Below are 23,470 nucleotides of genomic sequence, written 5' to 3'. Positions count from 1 at the left end.
CCCTCCAGCACCCGGTGCCGGCGTACGAATTCCGGCTTCGGATCAGGCAGGTCGATCGGAGGTGTAGCGGGCGAGCATGGTCTCTACAGCCTGCTCGACGGCGTAGCGGACGTCAGAGGCTGCGGGGTCCCAGTCGGTCAGCAGCATGCGGGGCCACAGGACGTAGTTGGCGATCATCCCGAGGAACTGGTTGGCGGCGCTCTCGGCGTCCGGGACGTCGGCGTTACCGGCCTCGTGCTCCGACTCCAGGTAGTGCTGGACCGAGGTGAAGTAGGGCAGCTTGCCGAGCTGGAACTGCATCCGTCCCAGTTCGGGGAAGCGGGGCAACTCGGCGATGACGATGCGGAACAGGGCTGTCATGCCGGGCCGGCCGATCAGGTCGGCGTAGCGGTGACCGATGGAGGTCAGGCCGGAACGCAGGTCTCCGGCCTGAGGCCGTGCGACAGCGCCTCCGGCGTCGCGCTGCCAGGACTCGGCGACGATGGCCTCGAAGAGGGCTGCCTTGGTGGGGAACTGCTTGAACAGGGTGGACTTCGAGACTGCCGCCCCTTCGGCAATGCGGGCGAGGGAAGTGCCGTCGTAACCGCGGTTCAGGAAGAGGTCCGTGGCTGCGGAGATGATCGCCTCACGCTTTTGCTGGGCGAGGCGGCGGTGATGTGTGGAGAGCTCTGCTGCCATGCGTGCAGTATGCCCTAGCTCCGAGGCGAGTCACTTGACTCGCCTCTTTTGGCATGCCTACGGTGCGCTGGAAAGGCGAGTCAAGCGACTCGCATCTGATTGCGGCGCCCGTCGTCTCTCGGGTGCCGTGCGATGAGGGAGCAGCTGATGACAGTCGACAGGATCGCTCTGGTGACCGGTGCGAACCGTGGCCTGGGTCGGAGTACGGCTCTTGCCCTGGCGGCGCGCGGGGTGCGGGTCGTGGTCACCCATCGCGGTGATGCGGCCGGGGCCGAGGAGACGGCGCAGCAAGTGCAAGCTGCGGGCGGGACTGCCGCTGTCGTGCGTCTCGACATCAGCGACGTCTCCTCTTTCGGAGCCTTCACTTCCGAGCTGAGCGGACTGCTTGAGCGCTGGGGGGCTTCGCGGCTCGATATCGTGGTCAACAACGCGGGGGTGGGTGTCTTCGGCCCGCTGGAAGCTGTCACGGCCGACGACTTCGACACGGTGTTCGGCACGAACGTGCGGGGCACGTTCTTCCTCATCCAGTCGCTTGTGCCGCTGCTGGCGCAGGGCGCCCGCGTCATCAACGTCTCGTCGTCGTTGACTCGCCACACCAGTCCCGCGACCTCGGTCTACTCCGCCTCGAAGGCCGCCGTCGAGGCCCTGAGCCGCACTCTGGCCGCGGAACTCGGCCCCCGCGGCATCCGGGTCAACTCCATTGCCCCGGGGCCGACCGCCACCGACTTCAACGGCGGTGCCATGCGGGATGACGCCGAGATGCGCCAGGGTCTCGCCGGGCAGACCGCGCTCGGCCGCGTCGGCGAACCCGAGGAGATCGGCGCCGCCATCGCCACGCTGGCGTCCGAGGGCCTGCACTGGATGACCGCCCAGCGCATCGAGGTCTCCGGCGGCGCCCTCCTCTGACCAACCGGGCGAGCCTGCGCCGGGCCGCAGGCAACGGCGGGCCGGATTCATTCCGCGCCGGTCTCGTCTTCATCCAGTTCCGACGCGTCCGGGTCGCGCAGCGGGCACAGGGCGCCGGCGGATGGGACGCCCGGGGTGAAGCTGTAGCGGCCGAGCAGGTTCAGGTTGCGGTGCTTGAGCGGGGAGAGCCCGGCGACGTCCTCCTCCCGGAGCTCGTGGCCCTCGGCCTGGAGCTGGACGACGGCGGCGTCGATGTAGCGGGTGGTCCAGAGCACGATGGCGTTGAGGACCAGGCCGAGCGCGCCGAGCTGGTCCTCCATACCGTCGCGGTACGCCTGGTGGATAGTGCCCCGCTTGCCGTGGCGCACGTCCCGGGCCAGCTTGTGGCGGGACTCCTGCACGGTGAGCTGCCGGTTCATCTGTCTGCGGTAGGTGTCGTCCACCGGGTCGCCCCCCGCAGCAGGTGCTCTGTCTTCGCGATCCGTCCGTACTCGGCGAAGGCCGCACCCAGCGGGGTCGGGCGCCCGTCGCGTCCGAACATTCGCAGCAGGTCGTAGGCGCGGACCTGGTTGGTGAGCAGGGAACCGGCGACCTTCAGCATGTCCGGCCAGTGCGTGATCACCTTGTTCAGGTTCACCGGTTGCGGGCCAGGTCCTCCACCGCGCCGTAGCTGCCGGTGGCGACGCCGGGCAGGGTGGCCCGCCAGAACCGCTGGTCGTCCAGGTCACGGAACCGGGGGCTGAAGTTGTAGCCGAGGATCTTGAACAGGCCGAACACCATGTCGACTGGCCGACGGAGTCGACATGAGCCCCATGATGGGCAGGAGTACGAGAGTCGCATCCAGTCTTCGTGGCTACAGATGCAACGATCATCAGACAGTCGGGACACCCACCAGCAAGTCCGTACGAGCGATCGAGTCGCCACTCTTAATCAGCAGTTATGGGGCGTCCGGAAGGCCGGCCGACGGAGTCGTGAAGAGCCCTTTGATGGGCAGGCTGCTACAAGTCGCATCCGGCCTTCCTGACTGGACGCCGAGTTTACAGCCCGACCGGGTGCCCACCTGCACGCCCGTACTGTAGCGATCCTGATCGCAGCTCTTAATTAGCAGCGAGAGCGAGCGGTGGCACCGGTGTCCCGGGTCCCCGCTCATGCCCGATCGAGCCTGCTTGAAGGGTACGGGAGTACGAGGCGTTGTCGGTCGCCACCATCTCCGGCTTCACGCCGCCGTCGAGGTTCAGCAGCGCGTCCAGGATGTGCAGGGAGCCGCGCGAGGTGCCGGGCACGACCATCTGCCCGATGCCCGCGACCTGGTCGTTGACGGCGTTCAGCCAGGTGATGCCACGCTTGAACCCGAAGTACTTCGGCGACGGCGCCGCGCTCACGGTCCGGACGGGGACGACGAACCGCAGCCCGTCCACTGAGGCGAGCAGCCCGTCACCCCAGAACTTCACGATGGGCACCTCGGCCTGGGCGGCGATCAGCCGCGCGTTCGCCGCGGCGATGGTGTCGGCGCGCAGGTAGTACTGGTCGACGTGCACGAGCCGGGCCCGGGTCAATGCCTCGTAGCCGGGGTTCACCACCGGGGCCAGGCCGATGTCGCACGCCTCCGACACCAGCAGCGCGACCACCGACGTGGGCAGGTCCTTCATCCGGGTCGTGCCGTCCCCGAGGTGCACGAACGCGTCGAGGAACCCGGTCCAGGCGTTCACCTCGAACAGCAAGTCCGGCAGGTCGATCTTCGGGAGCATCCTCTCGACCCGCTTGCGCAGCCAGGTCAGGGACTTCGGTTCGCCGAGCGCGCCGAGCTTGTCGACGTTCAGCTTCACTCGCCCGTCGTCCTGCACCTCGACCGACACCTTCGCCGCCGGCCCGGCCTCTTCCAGGCGTTCGGCGAGCTGCTTCCATCCGGCGTCCAGGCCCCGCACCAGCTCCGCCAGGTGTTCGGTGACGGGCATGTCCAGGCTCAGCCCGGCCAGCACGTCCTCCTCGACCGCATCCCAGTCGGGCCCGTCCAGCAGGCGAGCCCGCGGGTTGGACCAGCGGTGCGACGGAGCGGCGAAGACGTCGCGGTTGTTCAGGGCCCGGTGCAGCTGCTCCAGTACGCGCACCACGTACGCGTCCCGGTCCACCGCGCCCTGCGGCAAATCGGGGTTGGCGTAGACCGCCTTGCGCCACGCGGGCGGCACGAGCTTGTCGTCCACCTCGCGCAGCAGCAGCGGCTTGACCCCCACTTTCCGCCGGGCCAGCGCCGGCAGGCCGCGCACACCGGCCAGGACCCGCTTGCCCGCGCTCGCCGCGTCCAGTGCCTTCGACTCGCCCAGTAGTGACAGGAACGGCCGCACCGTGGCGTACCGGTTCGCGAGCGCGGCCCGCATGGCGACCTCGGCCGAGTTCTCGTCCTCGGGCACCAGCGAGACCACCGTGGCCGCCGCGGTCATCACGGCGGCGCGCGGCGCAACCTCTTCCACCGCCGCCCACAGCGCGGCCATGTCCAGGTCCGCCTCCTGCTCCTCGACCAGCTCCAGTTCCTCGAACAGCACCTTCGCCGCCCGCGCGAGCACCCGTGACGCCTTCTCCAGCTGGGGCAGCGTGGACAGCCGCTCCTTCTCCGTCTTCCGCTTCGCCGTGTTCAGCAGCCGGGTGGCCATCAGGACCTGGAACAGGTCCAGGGCCTCGTCGATCGCTTTCGCCTCCAGGTGCCGCATCACCGCAGTGAGCATCGCCGTGCGCTTGGGCTCCGCTGCCCGCTCCAGCAGCGGCGCCTTCGACCCCAGCGCGTACCGGGCCAGCGCCGCCATCCGGTTCGGCGGGATCTACGACAGCTTCAACCGCCCGAGCCGGTACGTGCCGATCTCGTCCACCCGCTCCAGCGCACGGGCGAACGCCGTACCCGTCGTCCGCGTCGGCGGCCGGCGCAGCCGCTCCAGCTCCGAGAACCGCGAGCCCTCCGGCGTCTTCAGCATCGCCACCAGGTCGCCGGGCAGCGCCGGGTCCGCGCGGCGGGCAGCGCCCGCGACGGTGGCGTGCAGCCGCTTGTCCGCGACCTTCCGCACCTCCGACACCTGCCGGGCCAGCACCGACACCCCGGGCAGCAGCACCCGATTACGGCGCAGCCACCCCACCGCGTGGTCGAACAGCGCCTTCGGGCCCTCGGCGTGCGTCCACGCCCGGCCGTGCAGGAAGGTGCGGAACCGCCGGGACCACTCCGGGGCGTCGTACTCGTGGTACTCGTAGGCGTCCCGGATCTCCCACGCGTGCTCGTACGCAGTCTTCGGCCGCTCGGTGTACCGCTTCACCACCGACGGGTCCTCGATGCCGAGCTGCGCGGCCAGGTGCTCGACCACCGGCGACGGCGCCTCCAGCGGGTCGTCCGGGAGAAACCGGCCGATGTAGCGCACCGTGCACATCTGGAGCGCGAAGCCGAGCTGGTGGTACGTGGAGCGCCGTCGGGCGATCAGATCGCGGTCGACGTCGTCCAGGAAGAAGAACCGCTCCAGCTCGGGGCGGGTCGGCTCCTCGGCGAACTTCCCGTACGCCTCGGCCTGCTCATCAGTCAGAAACTCCACCGGCACGAGCGGACCGTAGCCAGCCCCGGCACCCGCCCGGCGATCTTTCCGTGAACCCCAGCGGAGCCTCCAGCCGGTGTGCTGACCGACCATGATCAATCTCAGCGCCAACCGCTGTACCGATGTTCCCCAGGCCGTAGTCGGCCAGTTGCCGGGCGGGGTGCGGGTGCCCGGTGTCGCGGGCGGCGAGGACGAAGGCGAGGAAGAGGATCTCGGGCGGCGGGGCCACCGGATGCGCCAGCTGTTCGTACAGCCGGCCGGCCTGTTGCTCGACGTAGGCGGTGACAGGTGCGTCGTCGAGGAAGACCGGGAGGACCAGCCCGTGTTCGTGCGCGGTTTCGGCGGCGTGGGCCGCGGTTTCGGTGATCGACTGCGCCACCGTCATGGTCTCGACCGGCGCCCGCTCCGGTGTGAACCAGGCGAGCCGCCGGTCCGGCGGGCCCGGGGTCAGGACGTGGTCGGCGAGGTGGCGGGCGATGACGGGGGAGCAGTGGAAGCCGTCGCGGTAGGTCCCGGTCGCGAACAGCAGTCCCGCCACCGAGCAGGGGCCGATCAGCGGGAAGCAGTCCAGGGAGATCGGGCGTCTGCCCCACAGTCACCCGGTGAGCTGGCTGGCGGCCAGCGTGCCGTCGATCTCCTCGCGCAACGCGTGGATCAGCGTCTCGGCGGAGCCCACGGCGGGCCCGGCGGGGAGCCGGCTGGTGATGAAGTTGGTCGCCCGAGGTAGTGCTCGCCGGTGACCGGCAGGGGAACCAGGTGCACGCCGCAACTGGCGGCGCGGTTGGGGGTGCGGATCACCTGAGTGGCGCCGTCCGGCTGCGGACGCCGGGTCAGCAGCGCGGACCCCGCCCCGTGGAACAGGGGAGGCACCGCACCGGCCGGCAGCACCCCGGCAGCCAGATCCCCGCTGACGCTCCCCGCCGCGAGCACCACCGCGTCGGCCGCCAGGACACCGCCGTCCGCCAGGCGTACCCCGCGCACCGAGCCGCGGACGGGTCAGTCTCGCTCACGTCGATCACCCGAATACCAGAGGCGCCGACCTGGCGGAGCAGCGTGTCCCGCTGCGGCTGGTGGGCGCGGACGCCCGGGACACCGCCCCGCTGGCGGCGTACTGGGGCGTGCCGCAGGTCCATCCCTTCCTGGACAACGAGGTCGTGCGCGCCGCGTTCGCGATCTCTCCGGTGGAGCGGCACGGCGTCACGAGCTTCAAGCCGCCGCTCGGCGCGGCCCTGCCGTCCCTGCCGAGTTGGTTGACGGGCCGCCGCTCCAAGGGGAGTTTCACCCGCCGGCTGACCGCCGGGACGATCCACAACCGGCAGGCCCTCGTCGAGCTGATCCGCACCAGCCCGCTGGTGACGGGCGGCCTCCTGGACCCGAAGCCTGCCGTCGCGGCCCTGGCCGGCGTGTCCGGGGGGCAGGCGGGCGCCCTCTACGACCTGCAACGCCTGGTGATGTCGTGCCAGTGGCTCGCCGCGTACGGCACGCGTCTGGAGCCGGCATGCTGACACCTGCGGTGCATGTGCGGTGGGCCCGGTGCCCCGGTGGAACGGCGCTGCTGAACCTGCGCTCGGGCGAGTGGCGGATGTTCTCCGGCCTCGGCGCGCGCATCTGGGACGCGATCGCCCTGTACGGCAGCGTCGAGGGGGAGAGTGCGGTACCCGTGAACGGCGATGTGGCCGCGACCGGGGCCGCCATCAACGCCTATGTCGAGCAGCTGCGTGCCATGGGGCTGCTGGCCGAGCCCGCACGCCGGCGTCGCTTCCAATGGGGCAGGCGGCGATGACGCAGATGATCCACGCCCCGGCCCGTCCGTCCTGGCGGCGTAGGGTTCCGGCGAGCGTCGCAATGACCCTGGCTCTCGCGGTCAAGTTCCTGCCGCAGGGCAGGCGGATGCGCGCCCGGATCGCCCTGGCCCGTGCGACGCGCTGGCTCCCCGAGGCGGACCCGCAGCACGCCCGGCGCATGTACGAGGCCGTGGTCGCCTGCCAACCCCGTTGGTGGCGCGGGCAGATCGACTGCAAGGAACGCTCCATCGCGACGGTACCGCTTCCGTCCACGCAGCGACTCGGGCAGCAGCGGACGAGGCCAAGCCGCTCACCGGGCTCTACCTCCCCACGGCCGGATACGTCAGCTGGGACGACACCGACCTGGCCGACCTCGACCCCCTGTCCCTCTGGCGCAGCACGGCCATGGCGGGGGCCGGCGTGGCCGCGGGCGGGGAGGATGTGGTGCTGGGCGCCACCGTGGTCGAGGGAGTCACCCGCCCCATTGGCGGGTAGCGATAGGTGCCTGCTCAACCGCATTCGGTGACTCGCAGCGTGGCGTTGCTGTTCACGCCGCTCGAACGTCAACGACGCTCGGGATTTTGCACTCGTTCGGGTGAAGCCGGGGGTGCCACCTCGTCCTGGGCGCCCGGGCCATGCCCGCGAGCTTCCACGCCTGGGTCGCGACCGCCGGAGAGCAGATTTCGCCGGCCGGTGAAGGCGGTCGCGAGGAGTGCCCGAGCGGATCTCGGCCGCAGTGCCGCGGCCGGTCGTGTACTGCGCCAGCACCCCGCGCAGCCGCCGGTCCGCGGTGGCGAGGGACGGCACAGCATCGGCGAGGCGCTGCCCGGCTGTCCCCTGGGCCAGCAGAGCGGCTTGCCCGGGCGGACGCGGCCGGGGAAATCGACTGGCTGGTGTCGGTCGATTCCACCGTCGTACGCGCCCACCAGCATGCCGCCGGAGCTCGAAAAAGGGGGCTCCGCAGCCCCGCGCTCGGACGCTCCCGGGGCGGTCTGACCAGCAAGATCCACCTGGCCTGCGACGCCTTCGGGCGCCCGCTCGCCTTCGTGCTCACGGGCGGCAACACCAACGACTGCACCCAGTTCACCACCGTGATGGAGGCGATCCGGGTACCTCGCACGGGCCCGGGCCGTCCCCGGACGCGGCCCACCCACGTGCCGGGCGACAAGGGCTACAGCTCTCGCGCGATACGAACCTGGCTGAGACGGCACGCCATCAGCCCACACCATCCCCGAGAGAGCCGACCAGATCCGCAACCGACTCCGGCGTGGCAGCCGAGGCGGACGTCCGCCAGCCTTCGACAAGGTGCTCTACAAGCAGCGCAACGTCGTGGAACGGTGCTTCAACCGCCTCAAGCAGTGGCGCGGCATCGCGACCCGCTACGACAAGACCACCGAGTCCTACCAGGCAGCCGCCACCCTCGCCTCGCTCCTGATGTGGGCGTGACATTTGAAGACAACTCCTAGCCCGCCACCCCCGACGCCGGTGTCATGTTGGTGGCGTCCACCGCGTTCCGCAGTGTCCTGGCCAGTTTCACCGCGTCGTCGACGGCCCAGAAGTGGAGGTAGAACAGCCTGGGCTCGTCCATCAGCATGTGGTTGTGGAGCGAGACGATGTCGATCCCGCCGCAGCGGAGCGCCTTCACCACGTGCTGGACCTCGTCGGCGGTCATCACGAAGTCGCCGTTGATCGCCGCTTGTCCCCCGCCGACCGGCTGGAAGGAGAGCGCGGTGGTGGCCCCCGTCATCGGAGGCAGCACCCGGCCGTGGTCCGTAATGGTCTCGCGACGGGCGAAGACGATCTTGTAGATGTCCCCCTCCGCAGCACCCTCGGCGCAGAGCGCCGCGTCGATGCCGTCGGTGTCCAGGTCGATGTCGACCGCCTCGGGGCGCCACGTCCCCGTCGGTGTACCGGTCCTGGCCAGCGCCGCGCGCAGCCCCCGGGCCAGCGTCCTCGGGTCGTCGCTGACCCCGTGGACGTGCAGGAACCAGACCGCGGGCTCGGTGGCGAGCAGGTGCTTGTGTACCGCGGCCTGCCCGATTCCGTGCGCGTTCAGGGCGTCGATCACATGCTGGAGCTCCCGCTCCAGGACCCCCATGTCGCCCATCACCGTCGTACAGCCGTCGGCATACTGGACGAAGGAGAAGAACGAGCCGACCCCCATGGTGTCGTTGAGCGGGATCCCTTGGCACACCACCCGCAGGTCGCGGCGGGGCAGGTCCACCCGGTAGACCGTGCCTCCGGCCAGTCTGCCCCGGACCCCCATCACCTCGGTGACACCCCGCCAGTCGTCCTCGGTGGTGGGCACGGACTCGATCAGCTCCTGGCGACGCCCGGCGTGGGTGCCCGCGGCGCGCGCGTCCGCCGCCCCCGCACCGGCCAGTACCGGCACCAAGGCGGCGGTGGTCAGCACCGCACGCCGTGATGTGCTCGCCCGCATTCCCTTGTCCCGTTGTCTGTATCCGGTCATGCAAGATCACCTCCGCCGCGATGCAACCACGGCGGTACCGTTTCGTCAGGGAGGCGCTCTACAGGCCATCACATGAACCACGTGTCTGCCGGAGTCCACGGCGGACCCCGCTACGCGGCGTTTTCTGTACGAATCAGTCGCGTGAACGCCACCGTATTGCCCGTTCCGAGAGCATGACTGCCAACTTCTGTTCACCTTCGGACAGCGCCTCGGCGATGTAACCAGGTACGAGGGATGAAGGAGGTGAGGGGGGGTGAGGGGGTGCGGGATGAGGTACGAGATACCAGGTACGAGGCTCGCCCACCGAGCCCCCTGTCCACGCCTCCCCGCGCCCCCCGCGCGTCCCCGTTCGTCCCCACGCGGCCCGCGCGCAAGATTCGGACGAGCCCACCCGGGGGGGCGTGTGCACCAGATGGGGCGTCCATGCAGCCCGGTGGTCATGAAGCCCAGTGGTCATGCAGCCCGGTAGTGAGGCGGTGTCATCCCCCACGAACCGTCACCGGCCACGCGGGTCCCGTGCGGCGGGCCCGGTGGGGATCGTCCCCGCGGTCAGGGTGATGTGTTTGTGTTCGAGGAAGTCCTCCATCACCGCCAGACCGTTCATCCGGCCCAGGCCGGACTGTTTGAAGCCGCCTTCCTCGAACTCGTCGTAGACCTTGGCCCAGTCGTTGATCCAGATCGTGCCGGCGTCCAGTGCGCGGGCCACCCGCAGGGGACGGTCGATATCGCGGGACCAGATACTGGCGGCGAGTCCGTACTGGTTGTCGTTGGCCAGGCGCACCGCCTCGGCCTCGCTGCCGAAGGTCTGGAGCGTGAGCACGGGGCCGAACGTCTCCTCCTGGACGATGTCCAGGGAGTTGTCGTCCACTTCGAGCAGGCTCGCCCGGTAGAACGCGCCCTTGGCGAGCGGGCCGTCGAGAATCGGTCCGCCGCGTACCAGCGGTTTGGCTCCGGCGGTGATCGCCGTTTTCACCACGGTGTCGATCCGCTCGGCGCTGGACTTGTCGATGACCGGGCCGAGTTCGCTGTCCGGGTCGCTGGCCGGTCCCACGCGCAGCTGTTCCAGGCGCGGTACCAGCCGTTGCCGCAGGGCGTCGGCGATCGGTTCGTGGACCAGCAGGCGGCTGCCGGTCATGCAGAACTGCCCGTTGAAGACGGTGAGGGCGGTCACCAGCGCGGGCACCACGGCATCGAGATCGGCGTCGTCGAAGACGATCATCGGTGTCTTGCCGCCCAGTTCGAGACCGAAGCGCTTCAGGTGCTGGGCGCCGGTGGCCGAGATGGCGCGGCCGACCTTGGTGCTGCCGGTGTAGCTGATGCACGGTACGTCGGCCGAGGCGACCAGGTGGCGGGCGCCGTTTCCGTGGAGCTCGGTGAAGGCGTTGATCACGCCACGTGGCAGGGCCGTGACCTGGGAGAAGAGCCGGTAGATCAGGGAGTTGGTCTGGGCGGTCTGGCCGGGCATCTTGACGACGGTGGTGGTGCCGGCGGCCAGAGCCGGGGCGAGTGAACGGATCAGCAGGACCACCGGCGAGTTCCAGGGCACGATGATTCCGGCGACACCGCGCGCCTGGCGCAGCACCATGGAGAAGGTCCCGGGCCGCACCTCCATGGCGCGGCCGTGGTCGGTGCGGGCCAGTGCGGCGTAGAAGCGCAGTTTGGGCGGCACCATCTCCACCTCGAACCGCGCATGCGGCTTGAGCTTGCCGTTCTCCAGGGCCAGTGCCTCGACGAGTTCCTCGGTGTGGGCCGCGAAGACATGGGCCATCTCGTTCAGCACCCGGGCGCGCAGCAGACGGTCGTCCCGCCACGAGGTCTCCTCGAAGGCCGCGCCGGCCGCCGAGATCGCGGCCGCCGCCTCGCTCTCGCCCCCGTTGGCGTACCGGCCGATCGTCTCTCCGGTGGCCGGGTTCACGCTGTCGGCGTGCTCCTGCGAGTCCACCCATTCGCCGTTGATCCAGTGGAGCGCGGTCGGATTCATGAAGTTCCCGTCTTGTGGCTGTGCGGTGGCCGGTGTACGGCGGGATGGTGACCCGCCCTGTTCATGGAACGAGGACGGCGCGGTACCGGGCCTTGCCCATGTTCTGGAAGGTGTTCTCGGCGTCGGCGAGCGGATGGGTCTCCACCAGCGGCCGGACGCCCTTGAGTGCGGCGAAGGCCATGGCCTCCTCGCTGTCCTTGGCGTGGCCGCTGTACCAGCCGGTGACCGTGCGGCGGCCGAAGACGAGCAGTTCGGGCGATATTTCGAGCGGCTGCTGTCCGGTGGCGATCACTACGAGGCGCCCGTTGGGCTTCAGCCCCTGGACGAGATCGGCCTGGGAGGGACTGTGACCGACGGTGGAGACGACCGCGCTCGCACCGCCGAGCTTGGTCAGTGCCTCGCCGGCGCTGCCCTCGTCGCTGTCGATGTACTCGTCCGCGCCCAGTTGCCGGGAGACATCCTCCTTGCCGCGGCCGCGGTTGATGGCCACCGTGCGGAAGCCCATCTTTGCGGCGAACTGCACGGCCAGGTGGCCGAGGCCGCCGATGCCGTGGACGGCGACGGTCTCGCCGGGCCGGGCGCCGGAGTTGCGCAGCGCGTTGAAGGTGGTGATGCCCGCGCACATCAGCGGTCCCGCCTCTTCGAACGGGACCGCGTCGGGGATCCGCGCGAGCGTGTCCTGCGGTGCCACCGCGTACTCGGCATAGCCGCCGTCGTAGGAGACTCCGACGATCTTGCCGTCCACACAGTTGGTGAAGTCGCCCTGACGGCAGTGGTCGCAGACAAAGCAGCTGCCGCCGTGCCAGCCGATACCGACCCGGTCGCCCGGCTGCCAGGCGGTCACGCCGGGGCCGACGGCGTCGACCTCCCCGGCGATCTCATGGCCGGGCACCCGCGGCAGCTGTACGCCGAGCAGGCCGAGGCGGGCGAGGTTCTCGCCGCCGCACACCCCGCAGGCGCGTACCCGCACCCGGACCTGCCCCGGTCCCGGTTCGGGGACGGGGAGTTCGGTGACCACGAAGGGCCGGCCGGCCTCGACCACCTGTACCGCCCGCATCGTCGCTCCACTCATGACCCGTCTCCTCGCGTCCGAACTCGGGTGGCTCGTCAGGGCGTGGCGTCAGTTGCTGGAGCCGCCGTTCATCAGGATCTCCTCGCCCGTGATGAAGAACGACTGATCGTCGGCCAGGAACTCCGCGACATCCGCGACATCCTCCGCGGTGGCGAGGCGGCCGATCGGCACGGTGTCCAGCAGCGCCTTCTTGTAGGGGTCGTCATCGCTGACGCCGGTGAAGATCCCGGAGCCGTCGATGGGGCCGGGGAGCAGCGAGTTCACCGTGACCTTGCGGTGTCCGAGCTCCTGGGCGAGGACTCTCACCAGGTATTTCGGCGCGGTCTTGCTGGTCCCGTACAGGCCGAGGCCCTGCTGCGGTCGCGCGGTGGAGCTGGAGGCCATGTTGATGATCCGGCCACCGTCGGCGATGTGCCGCGCGGCGGCCTGTAGCACGAAGAACGGCCCTTTGGTGTTGACCCGGAACAGCAAGTCGTAATCGTCCTCGGTGATGTCGACGACCGGGATGTTGACTTTCTCGATGCCCGCGTTGGCCACCACGATGTCTATCTTGCCGAAGGCTTCGAGGGTGGCTTGGAAGAGCTCCTCGATCCCGGCGACGTCCGACACATCCGCCTGGACGCCGATGGACCGTACCCCGCAGTCCGTGGCCTGGGCCAGGGTCTCGTCGGCTGCCGTCTTGTCCCGGGAGTAGTTGATGGCGACGTCCGCCCCGCGCGATGCGAACCGTAGCGCTACGGCCTTGCCCAGACCCTTGGAGGAGCCGGTCACCAGAGCGGCCTTGTTCTGCAACGACATGGCGGCCTCCCCATCATGGTCCCGGCACCGGACCGGGGCGCGTGACGAATCTCCCGTCATTCCATTCAACCCACAGATCCCACCAGGACGCATCCGCGCACCCGACCACTCGCGCGGCACCGACGGCGCACCCCTGACCGGCCGGCGCCGGACCCGCCCGGGGGCCTGTGCTGGGTCACTCCGCGCAATCGTCACACCACAGCCACGCCGCCTGCCGGAGGTTCATGGGGACCGGTCGCGGAACACCTCGTCGCGCAGGCTGTGGGGTGGCTCCGGTGATGCGCCACGGCCCACCCCCGGAGCCGGGCGGAGCACCGGTCTGCGGCGGTGGCAGGGAGGGGCAGCCAAGAGGGCAGGCCAAGGACAAGGACAAGCTCCTGTGTACTCGGGTGCGCCGACGCGGACGCGGAGTGCAGGGACGGACCTGGGGCCGCGGCCGGTCCTGGCGCCCGCGACGCGTCCCTCGCGGCCGACAGCCGGGCTCGCCGGAACATGAGTTGCGCCGACCACGCGCCGCCCCCTCTCCCCGACAACGCCGGCCGCGGGAGAACCGGCGCACCCGACAGGCGCACCCGATGAGCGCTCACTCCGGATGACGGCCCCGCGTGCTCCCTCCGCGGAGCCGGCCCGCGGGACCGGTGTCCTGAATCAGACGCGGCATCGGCTGTCTCCGCGACGGGGTGGTTACCCTGCGCCAGCTGTCCGTGATCATCGGCGCGTACGGGAATTCCCGCGTGAACCGAATTCGCACCGTACTCGCCGCCCTCGGCCTCGCCGCCGGGTTGGCGGCGGCCCCGGCCGCCGGCGCCGCTCCGCAACACGAGGAGCGGCCGGCGGCCGCACCGTCCCCGCACGCGCCCTGTACCGGGAAGTTCCACGACGACGCACGGCTCGGGCCGGAGTGGCTGCCGGACAAACAACAGATGCCGGTCGGCCCGCTGCTGAAGGGCTATCAGCGGACCGGGAAGCTGTCGCCGGACGCCTCCCTCAAGAAGTACGGGGAGGGGCCGGCCGACACGGGCAGCTGGAAGTGCCCGCCCAACGACGGATTCGGCGCGCATCGCGAGCGTCCACGAACCGGTCCCCACTCCCCCGACTTCCTGTTCCTGCGGAAGGCCCCCGGCGGGGCGTGGGAGACCGGGGCGTACGAACGCGGTACGTATCAGGTCATCACCCGCCACACGAGCGCATCAGCGGCCTGCGCGCGTCTGCTGCGGCTGCTCACCCGAGGTGTACCTGTACGGCCCCGACGGCGTCCCGTCCCCGGCGTTCTCGGCGCCGGGAACGGGGGCTTCGACGGAGCACCGCCGGCCGCCCGGACCGGAACGGACCGTACCGGACCCGCCAAGCCGGGGGCCACCACCGGCGGGCGCGGGGCCCCCCCCCCGCCCCCGACTGCTCCCCGCACACCCCCGATGCGGCCCGCCGCTCGTCATGGGGAGCGCTACGAGCGAACGAACGACCCGGTCATACGCCGCCACGGTGTCTCCCCCTGATGGCGGCGATCCCACCTCCGACGGGGCCGTACCCCGTCGGAGCGCGGCGCCGGATCTCCTCAACCGGCCTCGGTAGGGGCGCTGTTGTGCTGTAGCGGCACCGCGAGGGAAAGCGTCCCGCACCCATCGGTCAGAGCGGATCCCCTGCGCATTCCGGAGTGCGGATCGACCGGGAGGGGGCGCACGACAACGGCACCGTGCGGCAATTCGGGGCGGCTGTTCGCAAGGGCGGTGCTGTCCGCGAGGACGGTGGTGGAAAGGCTTCGCAGCATCTCCGCATGTGCGGCCAGCGCATCCCGGGTGCGGTCGTCCTCGGGATCCGTCAGAAGAATGCGGGCGGCCGTGTTGAGCGCGCGCAGTCGCGGCTTCTGTGTCTCTCGATGCGCGCGCGGCAGACATCGCCAGGAGGAATTTCCGATGGTGACCAGACGCCAGAGCGGGTTGGTGCTCGGATCGACATCGTAGAACCGCAGCCCGTACCGCCCCACCAGCCAGTACGACGCCGTCAGGCACAGGCCGAGGACAGCGTCGAAGCCCAGCCAGAAGCGGACCATCCAGTGACAGCCCGTCACTTCCACGGCCAGCAACGCGAAACCCGCGCCACCCGCGCCGAAGACCGCCGCGGCGATCAGCGTGAAAAAGGTGACCGTGGCAACGACCCCGACTCCGTTCTCGCTTTCCAGATAGAGCAGTCCCTTCCAATGCGGCGCCAGATAACGCGCCAACTGAGCCAGTCTCGGCGCGGGCTCAGCAATAGCGATTCCCTTCGCCCAGCTTACGGCCACCAGCGATCACACCTTCGAAAGTAGACGCAACGAACCCTCTGCTTTTCAGAACGAGCCGGTGTACCCAAAGGAATTGCCTGTACCCCAAATGGGGTCCTGGCACCCGCACGCGAACACATACCTACTAAACGATTACTCAATGATTTCCCGGATCGGATTTCCCGTTCGGTCGCGAGACGGCCCTGGTGCGGGCGGGCGGACACGGCGCCGGAGGCGGGGACGCCGGATCGTTCCCGGATCGCGCGAGCGGCGCTTCCGCCGGCCGGTGGGCCTCGTACGGCGGCGGGCGGTGGCGATGCGCCGCCCGGAGTCCGGCAGCGGGGTTTCCGTCGGCGCGCTCACGGTCCGGTATGCCACCGGACCCGCCGCCCGGTCCGGCATCCCCCGGGGGCACTGCACATACACCTGCCCCGCCAAAGACGACACACTGCGAGAGAAGAGTATCTAGACCCAATATCACCTCTTGTGGTGATTCAACTTCGGCAGGCGGTGCAAATCTGCCGGGTCCGGGCGTTGTCGCAGGTATGGAGCCGAGGGAGTTGTGGGAGCGCCATGAGGTGATGGCGCGAGCGTTTTGCAGCAGCGATGACGAGGTGCGCCGCGTACAGAGCGCCCTGGACGAGGCACAGGCGGGCCGTGCGCGCACCCTGGCCGCTTTCGCGGTGACCGTGGGCAGCGATGGAGCGGTGGCCGGACTCCTGGGGCTGAACGAGCGCGAGGTCCGGGTGGCCCGCCGTACGGTGGGCAAGGACGACGCCCACCGGGTCGCCGAGGCCCTGTTGGAGCACTCCCGCCTCGACCGGCAGCCCGCACCGCAGGGCGGCACGCCGGAGCCCGACAGTGCGGCGTACGCGAACGAGGCCCCCGCGCAGTCCGGCCGGACACCGCACGCCGCGGGGCAGGCCGGCGAGCCGGAGAGCTCACCGGCGGTGGACGCGGTGCTGACCGGCGCCTGGCACACCGGCGCCGACCTCACCACGCTCGCCGCCGAACTCGGCCTCGACCCCGAATTCCTGGCCGCCCGCGCACAGCAGCTCGCCGCCGAAGGCCGCCTCACCCCGGCCCCGGCGCCCGACCACACCGGCCGGCACCGGCGCATGGTCGAGGGCCCGCCGCCACCGGCGGACGAGACCACCTACCTGCACTGGCACCAGCAGGCGCCACACCACCAGCACGTCTCCTGGGAACAGCAGCCCCCCGTCACCTGGGACACCCCCATGACCGCTCCGCAGCACGCCTGGGACGGAGTCCTCAGCCACGGCCAGTACTCCGGCACGACTCCGTGATCCATCTGCTGCTTCGTGATCCACCTGCTGCTTCGTGAACCATGGTCCGGTGGTGTCGGCGAGCGGTTGACGAGAGCGGCTGCGCCGGGCTGTTGCCCGGTGGCGGCTGCGCACCGAAGCCGCCACCCACAACGGCTTACTGGCGCATCCACCAGGGAGATCTTGAAGTCGCGCCGGAGTACCGGGCGGCCCCGTCACGGCACGGCGCGCAGTGCCGGCTACGGAGCGGCCGGTGCTGTCGCGGGCGCCTCCTCGGGGTGGTGTGCCGTACGGTGCCGGACTCCGCGGGCCACGCCGGCGGTGGCCAGGGCGAGGGCCACCAGCAGCGCGCTGACCCACAGGGGTGCGCGGTAGCCGAGCCCCGCGCCGATGGCGATACCGCCGAGCGAGGGGCCGATGGCGGCACCCACGTTGAGCGCGGCCGTGGCGAACCCGCCGGCCAGCGTCGGCGCTCCGGGCGCCGCGTAGAGCGCCTGCGAGATCAGGGTGGACCCGACGGCGAACGAGAGGGTGCCCTGGACGAAGACGAGCACGGTCGTCGCCACCGGGTTCCCGGCCGTCACCGCGAAGGCCACCCAGCCCACGAGCAGCAACGCCCCACCGGTTACCAGCAGTTGTCCGGGCCGTACGTCGGCCAGCCGGCCGGCGGCGGTGACACCGGCGAACGACCCCAGACCGAAGAGGGCCAGTACGGCGGGCACCCAGCCGGGTCCGAATCCGGTGACGTGGGTGACCAGTGGCGCGAGGTAGGTGAAGGTGCAGAATGTCGCGCCGTTCACCAGGGCGCCCAGGAGCAGCGTCACCAGGAGCCGCGGACTGCGCAGGGCGCGCAGTTCCCGGCGCGCGCTCGTCCCGGCGGGGTCGGGAGCGGTGGCCGGTACCGACCGCAGGATCGCGAGGACGGCCGGCACCGACACCACGGCCACCGCCCAGAACGCCGAGCGCCATCCCCACTGCTGGCCGAGCAGCGCACCGGCCGGGACGCCGACGATGCAGGCAAGGGTGGTGCCGCCGAGCAGGACCGAGGTGGCACGGCCCTTGGCGTCCGGCCCGGCCATACCGATCGCGGTCGCCAGCCCCACCGCCAGGAACCCGGCGTTGGCCACCGCGCCGACGACCCGGGTGGCCAGCAGCACCCCGAAGCTGGTGGTGAGCGCGCCGAGGACGTGCACCAGCAGGAAGGTGGTCAGGAAGACCAGGAGCGCGCGCCGTCGCGGCCAGCGCAGGCTCAGGACGGCCAGCAGCGGCGCGCCGATGATCATCCCTGTCGCGAACGCCGTGGTCAGTGATCCCGCGGCCGGGATGGACACCTGCATGTCTCTCGCGATGTCCGGTACGAGGCCGGACAGCATGAACTCGGACGTCCCCTGGGCGAAAACCGCCAGCCCGAGGAGGTAAATGGCGAATGGCACAGCACACTCCGCAACCACGTCATGGGTCGAAATTCTTCGGTCCGAAGGGACCGGCAAGGAGCGGTCGGCCGCGGCAGTGCCCGCGTCGGCGTCGGCGCTGACCACCGTCCGGCCGGGCATGCGCGAGCGTCGCGCACAAGAACCTGCCGGCGTCAGGGAGATGACGCGCGGACAGGACGAACACAGCCCGTACTACGGCGATTCGATGGCAGTGGCGGCCGGCTCCGCTCGCGGCCGCAAGGGCGGCGGAGCGTCAACGCGACGGCACGAGGAGGCCACCGAACGACCGGTGGCTAGCGTCTTGATGCCTCAGGGCTGGACATGGCGGCAGGTTAGTGAGGCCGGGTGCGCCGCGTCCACTCTTTTTGACGTCGCCCTGTTCGACTCGTTCCTTTCGACGTCACTCCTCGGCGGCGCGGGCCGTGGCACGCGCCCCGGCGGCCGTGTCGCCGTCGCCGCCCGCGTCACCCGCCGGGGCGAGTGGCCCGGGGCCGCGGCGGCCGCGGGAGCCGGCGTGCTCGGCTGCCGGTGAGGTCCGCGCGGCCGATTCGAGCCGGTCGAGGACGTGGCGGGTGTCGGGATGACGGCCGGTTCCGGTGCGGTGGAGGGCGTGCACGCTGCGCCGGACGGGGGTGCTCAGGGGGTGGAAGCACAGCTCGGGGGTGGGGGCCGGGAGGGCGAGACGGGGGATGAGGGCGACGCCCCCGCGGACGGGACCTGCCCCGTATCGTCCTCGTCGGCGCGAGCGGTATGAGCGCCTACCAACTGCTGCTGAACTGGGGCGAGATCCACGTGCCGGCGGGTACCGCCAGTCTGATCGTGGCCGTCGTGCCCGCCATCAGCGCACTGCTCGCCACCGTTTTCCTGGGCGAACGGCTCACGCTCGCCGCGGTCGCCGGTTCGGCCGTGGCTCTGGGCGGCGCCGCGCTCATCGCGGTGGCCGGTGGCGACACCCGTTGCACGGCCGCCGCGTGGGCGGTCCTCGCCGCCGCCGTCGCCCAGGCCGGCTACCACTTCGCCGTCAAACCGCTGCTGCGCCGGTACACCGGGCTCGAAGTCGCCTGCTACGCGATGTGGGCCGGCACCGCGCTCCTCCTCCCCTCGCCCCCGGCGCCGTCCACACCGCGCTGAGCGCCCCGGCGGACGCCACTCTCGCCGCGGTCTATCTCGGCGTGCTGCCCTCCGCCGCCGGATTCGTGGTCTGGGGCTATGCCGTCGCCCGTCTCACCGTCACCGCGGCCACCGCCGCCCTCTATCTCATCCCCGTCGTCGCGCTCGCCGTCGCCGGTGTCCGGCTCGGCGAGCGGCCGCGGCCCGTGGAACTCCTCGGCGGCCTCATCGGTATCGCGGGCGTCGCCCTCGTCAACCGCCGGCCACGCCCCGAGCCCGCGGAGACAGCGGCCGGCACGTCCCCCCGCGCCCTGCCGACGCGCCGCCGCTCCTGACCCGACGAGCGGACGCGGGCGCCTGCCGGGCCGCGCCGGACGGCTCCCGCGGCCCCGCCGTGCGGTCAGTCACCGGCGTTCCTGGCGCGGCGCAGGCCGACGAACTCGCACTCGGTGAAGACCGCGACCACGAGCGCGCCGGAGACCAGGAAGGCTCGCCCGAGGCCGGTGAGCGGCAGTACGTCGGTGAACGCGAGCAGGAGCAGTGCCGCGCAGGACAGCGTGTTGCCCACCACGACGGTCACGGCGAGGTGCCCCGGGATCCGCGGATAGCCGGCGATGAGCGCGAGCGCGGCGGCCCCGCCCAGCAGGGCGATCCCGAACGGGACGGACCAGGTGGCCGGCAGGCCGAGCGGCCCGCTGAGCCAGGCGTTGCCGACGAGCATGACCAGGCCGAAGGCGGCGGAGCTCCAGCCGTCGACGCGCAGGCTGGTGCGCAGCAGGTCCGGTGCCGCGCGGCCGGCCGCCGGGCGGGGGGCGGTCATGGCGGGGGTGCTCATACAGGTCTCCTCGGTCCATGGGCCGAGGCGCGATCCGGCCCCGGTCCAGCCACGATCCGACCGTGGTCCGGCCGTGATCAGGAGAGACGGTGACATCGCGAGGGGCAGGGACTCAATGACCTCCGAGGTCATGGCCGCCTTGATCCACGGGCAGTTACCTTCCGCGGTATGGATCTGAAGCAGCCGTCCCGGGTGGGTGTCCTGCTACGGGAGTGGCGGCGCCGCCGCAGGCTCAGCCAACTCGAACTCGCCCTCCTGGCGGATACCTCCGCGCGCCATCTGTCCTGCGTGGAGACCGGCCGTGCGCGGCCGAGCCGGACCATGGTGCTGCGCCTGTCCGCCGCCCTGGACGTCCCCTTGCGGGAGCGCGCAACACCTTGCTGCTGGCCGCCGACTACGCGCCCGCGTACCGGGAGAGCGGTCTCGACGACGCGGACATGGCGTCGGTCCGTGCCGCGCTCGACGTGATGCTGACGGCACACGAGCCGTACCCCGCCGTCGTGGTCGACCGCTGCTGGAACGTACTGGCCGCCAACCGGGCGCTGTCCGTACTGACGGACGGCATACCGCCGCAGCTGCTGGAACCACGGCCGAACGTGTTCCGGCTGACCCTGCACCCCCAGGGACTGGCCCCGCGGCTGGCCAACCTGAGCGAGGTCCGGGCCCTCTTCCTCGAACGGCTGCGGCGACAGGTCGATGCCACCGGGGACGAGCGACTGCACGCGCTGTACGAGGAGGTGTGCCGGTACCCGGTCCGCGCGGACGAGGAGTCGGCCGAGGCGGGCGCCCCGCCGGCGCGGCCGAGTCCGGTGCAGGTACCGCTGAGGGTCCGCACCCCGCAGGGCGAACTGTCGATGTTCAGCACCATGGCCACCTTCGGGGCCCCGGCCGATGTGACGCTGTCGGAGCTGGCGATCGAGTTGTTCTATCCGCTGGACGAGTTCACCACCCGGGCCCTCCGCGGGCCGGCGGGGGCGTCCGGCTAGACCGCGGAGGGCCGGTCCCGGCCCCGTACCGCCGGACCGGCGGACCCCGGTCCGGCGAACCGGCAGGCATGGCACAGCACGGGCATCGGCAGTTCAGCCGGCGTCGTCCGGCTGTCCCAGTTCCCGGTCGGCCCGGGTCAGGGCGTACTCGACCTCGCCGTGCTCGGAACCCTCGATGGCGTCCGGCCGGTCTCCGAAGCAGGTGCGGACGCGGGTCGGACCGGCCTTCTCCAGCACGCGCCGCGAACGGGTGTTGACCGTCGTCGTGTTCGCGGCCACCCGTTGGACGCCCAGGCCGGTGAAGCCCTTGCGGATCAGGGCGCGTGCCCCTTCGGTGGCGTACCCGCTGCCCCAGCCGGTAGTCCGGTTCCACCACCACGGGTCCGGCGTCGGCCGGCGGCCGGAACTCGAACCAGCCCAGGAACCGTTCGGTGGGCTTCTCCTCGGCGGCCCAGAAGCCGCGGGTCCCGATGCACGGGTGGTGGTGGAGGAGCCGCGGAAGACGCGGGCCCGTACCGTTTCGCGAGTCGTCGGCCGGCCGCCGTTGAGGAAGCGCATGACCTCGGGGTCGCTGTCGAGGTCCATCAGCTGGTCCATATCGGCCTCGGTGAACGGGTGCAGTACCAGTCGTCCGGTTTCCAGGAAGCGGGGGCATGCCGCGATCCGCACCGCCGGCGGCGCGGACGGCCACCGTGTTTTCCCGCGGCGGGCCGGTGCCGCGCCCGTCCCTGGACCACGGTCGGCTGCGGTGGGCCGGTGCGCGGGGCCCCGTACGAGGCTGCCGGACGCAGGGACGTACGCCGGGTTCCACGACGCCGCGCCGGTATGGGCGGGCCGCCGCGCGCTCCGGCGGGACGGGACCGGCCGGCTCAGTCCCGGCACGCCTTGTCGAGTGCGGCCGCGATGTGGTCGAGTGCGGCGGACGGCGGGGTGTACGGCACGCGCAGGTGGTGGGTGAGCGTCCCGTCGGCGGCGAAGCGCGGGCCGGCGGAGAGATCGAGCCGGTGGGTACGGGCGCGTTCGACGACCGTGTCGGCCCGGGTGCCGGTCAGTCGCAGCCACAGGGAGAGCCCGCCGGGCGGGACCGCGAAGTGCCAGCGGTCGTCCCCGGCGAGCAGCCCGCTCAGCCGGTCCCGCTGCCGCCGTAGTTCGGCGCGGCGCCGGTCCAGCACGGGGTCCGGATCGCCGAGCAGCTCGATGGCGACCATCTGCTGCATCGGTGCCGCGGACAGCGGCGCGCACAGCGGGTTGCCGGCCAGTTCGCCGATGAGCCGGGCGGGGCCGCGGATCCAGCCGACGCGCAGGCCGCCCCAGACCGCTTTGCTGGCCGAGCCGATCAGGACCGCGTCCCGGATACGCGGCTCGGGGCCGGGGTGGTCACGCAGGTCGAGGTCCCGCATGGTCTCGTCCACCACGAGAACGACCCCGTGGCGGGCGGCCAGTGCGGCGACCGTCCGGCGGGTCCGCGCGGTCATCAGCGCACCGGTCGGGTTCTGGAAGTCGGGTACCAGGTAGGCGAGTCCGCCGTGCGCGGTGCGCAGGGCGTCGTCGAGCTGGTCCAGGTCCCAGCCGTCGGTGGTGACCCGGCAGCCGGCCAGCCGCGCCCCGCCGCCGCGCAGCACGTTGAGCGCGTCGAAGAACGTGGGGATCTCGACGGCCGCGACCCGTGGGCGCAGCTGGGCGCAGAGCAGCGCGAGCGCGGCCCGTGTCCCGGAGGTGACCAGGATCTGCTCGGGCCGGGTGGGCAGGCCCTCGCGGGTGTACCGCTCGGCGATCAGGGCGCGGATCTCGGGCAGGCCCGCTCCTGGTTCCCCGTCCTGGGCCAGCAGGGGGGCCACCCGTTCCATGGCGCGCCGGGTCGCCGCCAGATAGGCCGTCCGCGGCGCGGCCGGGACGGCGCGGCGCAGGTCGATGGAGTCGGTCTCCCCCGTCGCCGAGATCGGTGCGATCCGCTCGGCCGCCTCGGCGGGCAGCCGGACCGCGCTCGCGCTGCCGTGGTGGGTGCGCACCCATCCGCCGTCGCGCAGCCGGGCCAGTGCGGCGGTCACCGTGCCGCGGCTGATGCCGAGGGCGGTGGCCAGGCGGCGTTCCGCGGGCAGGCGGCTGCCGGTCCGCAGCCGTCCGTCGAGTACCGCTTCCCGCACCGCGCCCGCCAGTGCCTCGCTCAGCGGGACGCCGGGTCTGCGCCATTCGCCCAGGGCCCCGGCCAGCCGGTCGTCGCTCATCCGCACTGGTCCAGTTTCCCATGATTGGACCAGGACGGCCGTCGTGCGCCGGGCTAGCGTCGTGGCGAACCGACGAACGG

At 71.4% G+C, this 23,470-nt stretch carries 23 protein-coding genes and 3 pseudogenes; 11 read left to right on the top strand and 15 right to left on the bottom strand.

Annotated features, from left to right (window positions below; all coding sequences use genetic code 11):
* Positions 1 to 42 precede the first annotated feature (42 nt).
* Positions 43 to 678 carry a TetR/AcrR family transcriptional regulator gene (locus ACLJWH_RS02245; RefSeq protein ID WP_411139808.1) on the bottom strand — a complete coding sequence of 212 codons (636 nt, stop codon included), beginning with the start codon at positions 676 to 678 and terminating at the stop codon, positions 43 to 45.
* Between the two features lie 147 nt (positions 679 to 825).
* On the opposite strand from ACLJWH_RS02245, the gene ACLJWH_RS02240 reads away from it, so the two are divergent.
* Positions 826 to 1,584 (top strand): SDR family NAD(P)-dependent oxidoreductase, encoded by a 759-nt coding sequence (locus ACLJWH_RS02240; RefSeq protein ID WP_411139908.1) that lies wholly within the window; start codon positions 826 to 828, stop codon positions 1,582 to 1,584.
* Positions 1,585 to 1,631: 47 nt separating this feature from the next.
* Here ACLJWH_RS02240 and ACLJWH_RS02235 read toward each other — a convergent pair.
* The 4 genes and pseudogenes from ACLJWH_RS02235 to ACLJWH_RS02220 form a co-directional block, all read right to left on the bottom strand.
* Positions 1,632 to 2,367 (bottom strand): annotated as a pseudogene (locus ACLJWH_RS02235) (Tn3 family transposase); the annotation flags it as partial.
* A 395-nt stretch (positions 2,368 to 2,762) separates the two neighbouring features.
* Positions 2,763 to 5,156 (bottom strand): annotated as a pseudogene (locus tag ACLJWH_RS02230) (Tn3 family transposase); the annotation flags it as partial.
* Positions 5,134 to 5,688 (bottom strand): hypothetical protein, encoded by a 555-nt coding sequence (locus ACLJWH_RS02225; protein ID WP_411139807.1) that lies wholly within the window; start codon positions 5,686 to 5,688, stop codon positions 5,134 to 5,136. The gene ACLJWH_RS02225 and the pseudogene ACLJWH_RS02230, both read right to left, overlap by 23 nt.
* A gap of 57 nt (positions 5,689 to 5,745) precedes the next feature.
* Positions 5,746 to 5,919, bottom strand: a complete 174-nt coding sequence (locus tag ACLJWH_RS02220; RefSeq protein WP_411139806.1) for a hypothetical protein — start codon at positions 5,917 to 5,919, stop codon at positions 5,746 to 5,748.
* 301 nt (positions 5,920 to 6,220) lie between these two features.
* Here ACLJWH_RS02220 and ACLJWH_RS02215 point away from each other — a divergent pair, with 301 nt between their 5' ends.
* From ACLJWH_RS02215 to ACLJWH_RS02200, 4 genes and pseudogenes are all read left to right on the top strand, one after another.
* Positions 6,221 to 6,655, top strand: coding sequence for a hypothetical protein (locus ACLJWH_RS02215; protein ID WP_411139805.1), 435 nt, complete (start codon positions 6,221 to 6,223; stop codon positions 6,653 to 6,655).
* A complete protein-coding gene (locus tag ACLJWH_RS02210) occupies positions 6,649 to 6,933 on the top strand; it encodes a hypothetical protein (protein ID WP_411139804.1) in 285 nt (94 codons plus the stop codon). The genes ACLJWH_RS02215 and ACLJWH_RS02210 overlap by 7 nt, the downstream gene beginning before the upstream one ends.
* A 214-nt stretch (positions 6,934 to 7,147) precedes the next feature.
* Complete coding sequence (locus ACLJWH_RS02205) at positions 7,148 to 7,429, top strand: hypothetical protein (protein WP_411139803.1); 282 nt, start codon at positions 7,148 to 7,150, stop codon at positions 7,427 to 7,429.
* A 365-nt stretch (positions 7,430 to 7,794) separates the two neighbouring features.
* A pseudogene (locus ACLJWH_RS02200) lies at positions 7,795 to 8,380 on the top strand (IS5 family transposase); the annotation flags it as partial.
* A gap of 16 nt (positions 8,381 to 8,396) precedes the next feature.
* On the opposite strand, the gene ACLJWH_RS02195 reads toward ACLJWH_RS02200, so the two are convergent.
* The 4 genes from ACLJWH_RS02195 to ACLJWH_RS02180 form a co-directional block, all read right to left on the bottom strand.
* Positions 8,397 to 9,404: a DUF1259 domain-containing protein gene (locus ACLJWH_RS02195; protein WP_411139802.1), complete on the bottom strand. Its 1,008-nt coding sequence runs from the start codon at positions 9,402 to 9,404 to the stop codon at positions 8,397 to 8,399.
* 496 nt (positions 9,405 to 9,900) lie between these two features.
* Positions 9,901 to 11,385 (bottom strand): aldehyde dehydrogenase family protein, encoded by a 1,485-nt coding sequence (locus tag ACLJWH_RS02190; RefSeq protein WP_411139801.1) that lies wholly within the window; start codon positions 11,383 to 11,385, stop codon positions 9,901 to 9,903.
* 61 nt (positions 11,386 to 11,446) lie between these two features.
* Positions 11,447 to 12,457, bottom strand: a complete 1,011-nt coding sequence (locus tag ACLJWH_RS02185; protein WP_411139800.1) for an alcohol dehydrogenase — start codon at positions 12,455 to 12,457, stop codon at positions 11,447 to 11,449.
* Between the two features lie 48 nt (positions 12,458 to 12,505).
* Positions 12,506 to 13,255, bottom strand: coding sequence for an SDR family NAD(P)-dependent oxidoreductase (locus tag ACLJWH_RS02180; protein WP_411139799.1), 750 nt, complete (start codon positions 13,253 to 13,255; stop codon positions 12,506 to 12,508).
* A 734-nt stretch (positions 13,256 to 13,989) separates the two neighbouring features.
* On the opposite strand from ACLJWH_RS02180, the gene ACLJWH_RS02175 reads away from it, so the two are divergent.
* The gene (locus tag ACLJWH_RS02175) at positions 13,990 to 14,751 is read left to right on the top strand and encodes a hypothetical protein (protein ID WP_411139798.1); all 762 of its coding nucleotides are present in this window, start codon (positions 13,990 to 13,992) and stop codon (positions 14,749 to 14,751) included.
* 59 nt (positions 14,752 to 14,810) lie between these two features.
* On the opposite strand, the gene ACLJWH_RS02170 is transcribed toward ACLJWH_RS02175, so the two are convergent.
* On the bottom strand, positions 14,811 to 15,476 hold the full coding sequence (locus tag ACLJWH_RS02170; RefSeq protein WP_411139797.1) for a hypothetical protein: 666 nt from the start codon (positions 15,474 to 15,476) through the stop codon (positions 14,811 to 14,813).
* A 620-nt stretch (positions 15,477 to 16,096) separates the two neighbouring features.
* Here ACLJWH_RS02170 and ACLJWH_RS02165 point away from each other — a divergent pair.
* Complete coding sequence (locus ACLJWH_RS02165; protein WP_411139796.1) at positions 16,097 to 16,822, top strand: hypothetical protein; 726 nt, start codon at positions 16,097 to 16,099, stop codon at positions 16,820 to 16,822.
* Positions 16,823 to 17,040: 218 nt separating this feature from the next.
* On the opposite strand, the gene ACLJWH_RS02160 is transcribed toward ACLJWH_RS02165, so the two are convergent.
* A complete protein-coding gene (locus ACLJWH_RS02160) occupies positions 17,041 to 18,234 on the bottom strand; it encodes a Cmx/CmrA family chloramphenicol efflux MFS transporter (protein ID WP_411139795.1) in 1,194 nt (397 codons plus the stop codon).
* Positions 18,235 to 18,634: 400 nt separating this feature from the next.
* Positions 18,635 to 18,850: a hypothetical protein gene (locus tag ACLJWH_RS02155; protein ID WP_411139794.1), complete on the bottom strand. Its 216-nt coding sequence runs from the start codon at positions 18,848 to 18,850 to the stop codon at positions 18,635 to 18,637.
* Between the two features lie 134 nt (positions 18,851 to 18,984).
* On the opposite strand from ACLJWH_RS02155, the gene ACLJWH_RS02150 reads away from it, so the two are divergent.
* A complete protein-coding gene (locus tag ACLJWH_RS02150) occupies positions 18,985 to 19,365 on the top strand; it encodes an EamA family transporter (protein ID WP_411139793.1) in 381 nt (126 codons plus the stop codon).
* Positions 19,308 to 19,679, top strand: a complete 372-nt coding sequence (locus ACLJWH_RS02145) for a DMT family transporter (RefSeq protein ID WP_411139792.1) — start codon at positions 19,308 to 19,310, stop codon at positions 19,677 to 19,679. The genes ACLJWH_RS02150 and ACLJWH_RS02145 overlap by 58 nt, the downstream gene beginning before the upstream one ends.
* Positions 19,680 to 19,744: 65 nt before the next feature.
* Here the strand turns inward: ACLJWH_RS02145 and ACLJWH_RS02140 are convergent, their stop codons facing one another.
* Positions 19,745 to 20,179: a hypothetical protein gene (locus ACLJWH_RS02140; RefSeq protein WP_411139791.1), complete on the bottom strand. Its 435-nt coding sequence runs from the start codon at positions 20,177 to 20,179 to the stop codon at positions 19,745 to 19,747.
* 168 nt (positions 20,180 to 20,347) lie between these two features.
* Between ACLJWH_RS02140 and ACLJWH_RS02135 the strand changes: the two genes are divergently transcribed.
* Entirely contained in the window at positions 20,348 to 20,647 is a 300-nt protein-coding gene (locus ACLJWH_RS02135; protein ID WP_411139790.1) for a helix-turn-helix domain-containing protein, read from the top strand.
* Entirely contained in the window at positions 20,557 to 21,165 is a 609-nt protein-coding gene (locus tag ACLJWH_RS02130; RefSeq protein ID WP_411139789.1) for a transcriptional regulator, read from the top strand. Before ACLJWH_RS02135 ends, ACLJWH_RS02130 begins: the two co-directional genes overlap by 91 nt.
* Before the next feature lie 93 nt (positions 21,166 to 21,258).
* On the opposite strand, the gene ACLJWH_RS02125 is transcribed toward ACLJWH_RS02130, so the two are convergent.
* Positions 21,259 to 21,834, bottom strand: coding sequence for a GNAT family N-acetyltransferase (locus ACLJWH_RS02125; protein WP_411139788.1), 576 nt, complete (start codon positions 21,832 to 21,834; stop codon positions 21,259 to 21,261).
* 200 nt (positions 21,835 to 22,034) lie between these two features.
* The gene (locus ACLJWH_RS02120) at positions 22,035 to 23,390 is read right to left on the bottom strand and encodes a PLP-dependent aminotransferase family protein (protein ID WP_411139787.1); all 1,356 of its coding nucleotides are present in this window, start codon (positions 23,388 to 23,390) and stop codon (positions 22,035 to 22,037) included.
* Between the last annotated feature and the right edge of the window lie 80 nt (positions 23,391 to 23,470).

It is taken from the genome of Streptomyces sp. x-80, from assembly GCF_046549095.1.
Classification (GTDB): domain Bacteria; phylum Actinomycetota; class Actinomycetes; order Streptomycetales; family Streptomycetaceae; genus Streptomyces; species Streptomyces celluloflavus.
This window is presented reverse-complemented; position numbering and strand designations above follow the sequence as displayed.

Excerpts from the sequence above, each read along its gene's own strand:
- ACLJWH_RS02245 (WP_411139808.1), bottom strand. The coding sequence starts at position 678 with ATGGCAGCAGAGCTCTCCACACATCACCGCCGCCTCGCCCAGCAAAAG.
- ACLJWH_RS02240 (WP_411139908.1), top strand. The coding sequence starts at position 826 with ATGACAGTCGACAGGATCGCTCTGGTGACCGGTGCGAACCGTGGCCTG.
- ACLJWH_RS02210 (WP_411139804.1), top strand. The coding sequence starts at position 6,649 with ATGCTGACACCTGCGGTGCATGTGCGGTGGGCCCGGTGCCCCGGTGGA.
- ACLJWH_RS02195 (WP_411139802.1), bottom strand. The coding sequence starts at position 9,404 with ATGACCGGATACAGACAACGGGACAAGGGAATGCGGGCGAGCACATCA.
- ACLJWH_RS02190 (WP_411139801.1), bottom strand. The coding sequence starts at position 11,385 with ATGAATCCGACCGCGCTCCACTGGATCAACGGCGAATGGGTGGACTCG.
- ACLJWH_RS02185 (WP_411139800.1), bottom strand. The coding sequence starts at position 12,457 with ATGAGTGGAGCGACGATGCGGGCGGTACAGGTGGTCGAGGCCGGCCGG.
- ACLJWH_RS02180 (WP_411139799.1), bottom strand. The coding sequence starts at position 13,255 with ATGTCGTTGCAGAACAAGGCCGCTCTGGTGACCGGCTCCTCCAAGGGT.
- ACLJWH_RS02165 (WP_411139796.1), top strand. The coding sequence starts at position 16,097 with ATGGCGCGAGCGTTTTGCAGCAGCGATGACGAGGTGCGCCGCGTACAG.
- ACLJWH_RS02150 (WP_411139793.1), top strand. The coding sequence starts at position 18,985 with ATGAGCGCCTACCAACTGCTGCTGAACTGGGGCGAGATCCACGTGCCG.
- ACLJWH_RS02140 (WP_411139791.1), bottom strand. The coding sequence starts at position 20,179 with ATGAGCACCCCCGCCATGACCGCCCCCCGCCCGGCGGCCGGCCGCGCG.
- ACLJWH_RS02135 (WP_411139790.1), top strand. The coding sequence starts at position 20,348 with ATGGATCTGAAGCAGCCGTCCCGGGTGGGTGTCCTGCTACGGGAGTGG.
- ACLJWH_RS02120 (WP_411139787.1), bottom strand. The coding sequence starts at position 23,390 with ATGAGCGACGACCGGCTGGCCGGGGCCCTGGGCGAATGGCGCAGACCC.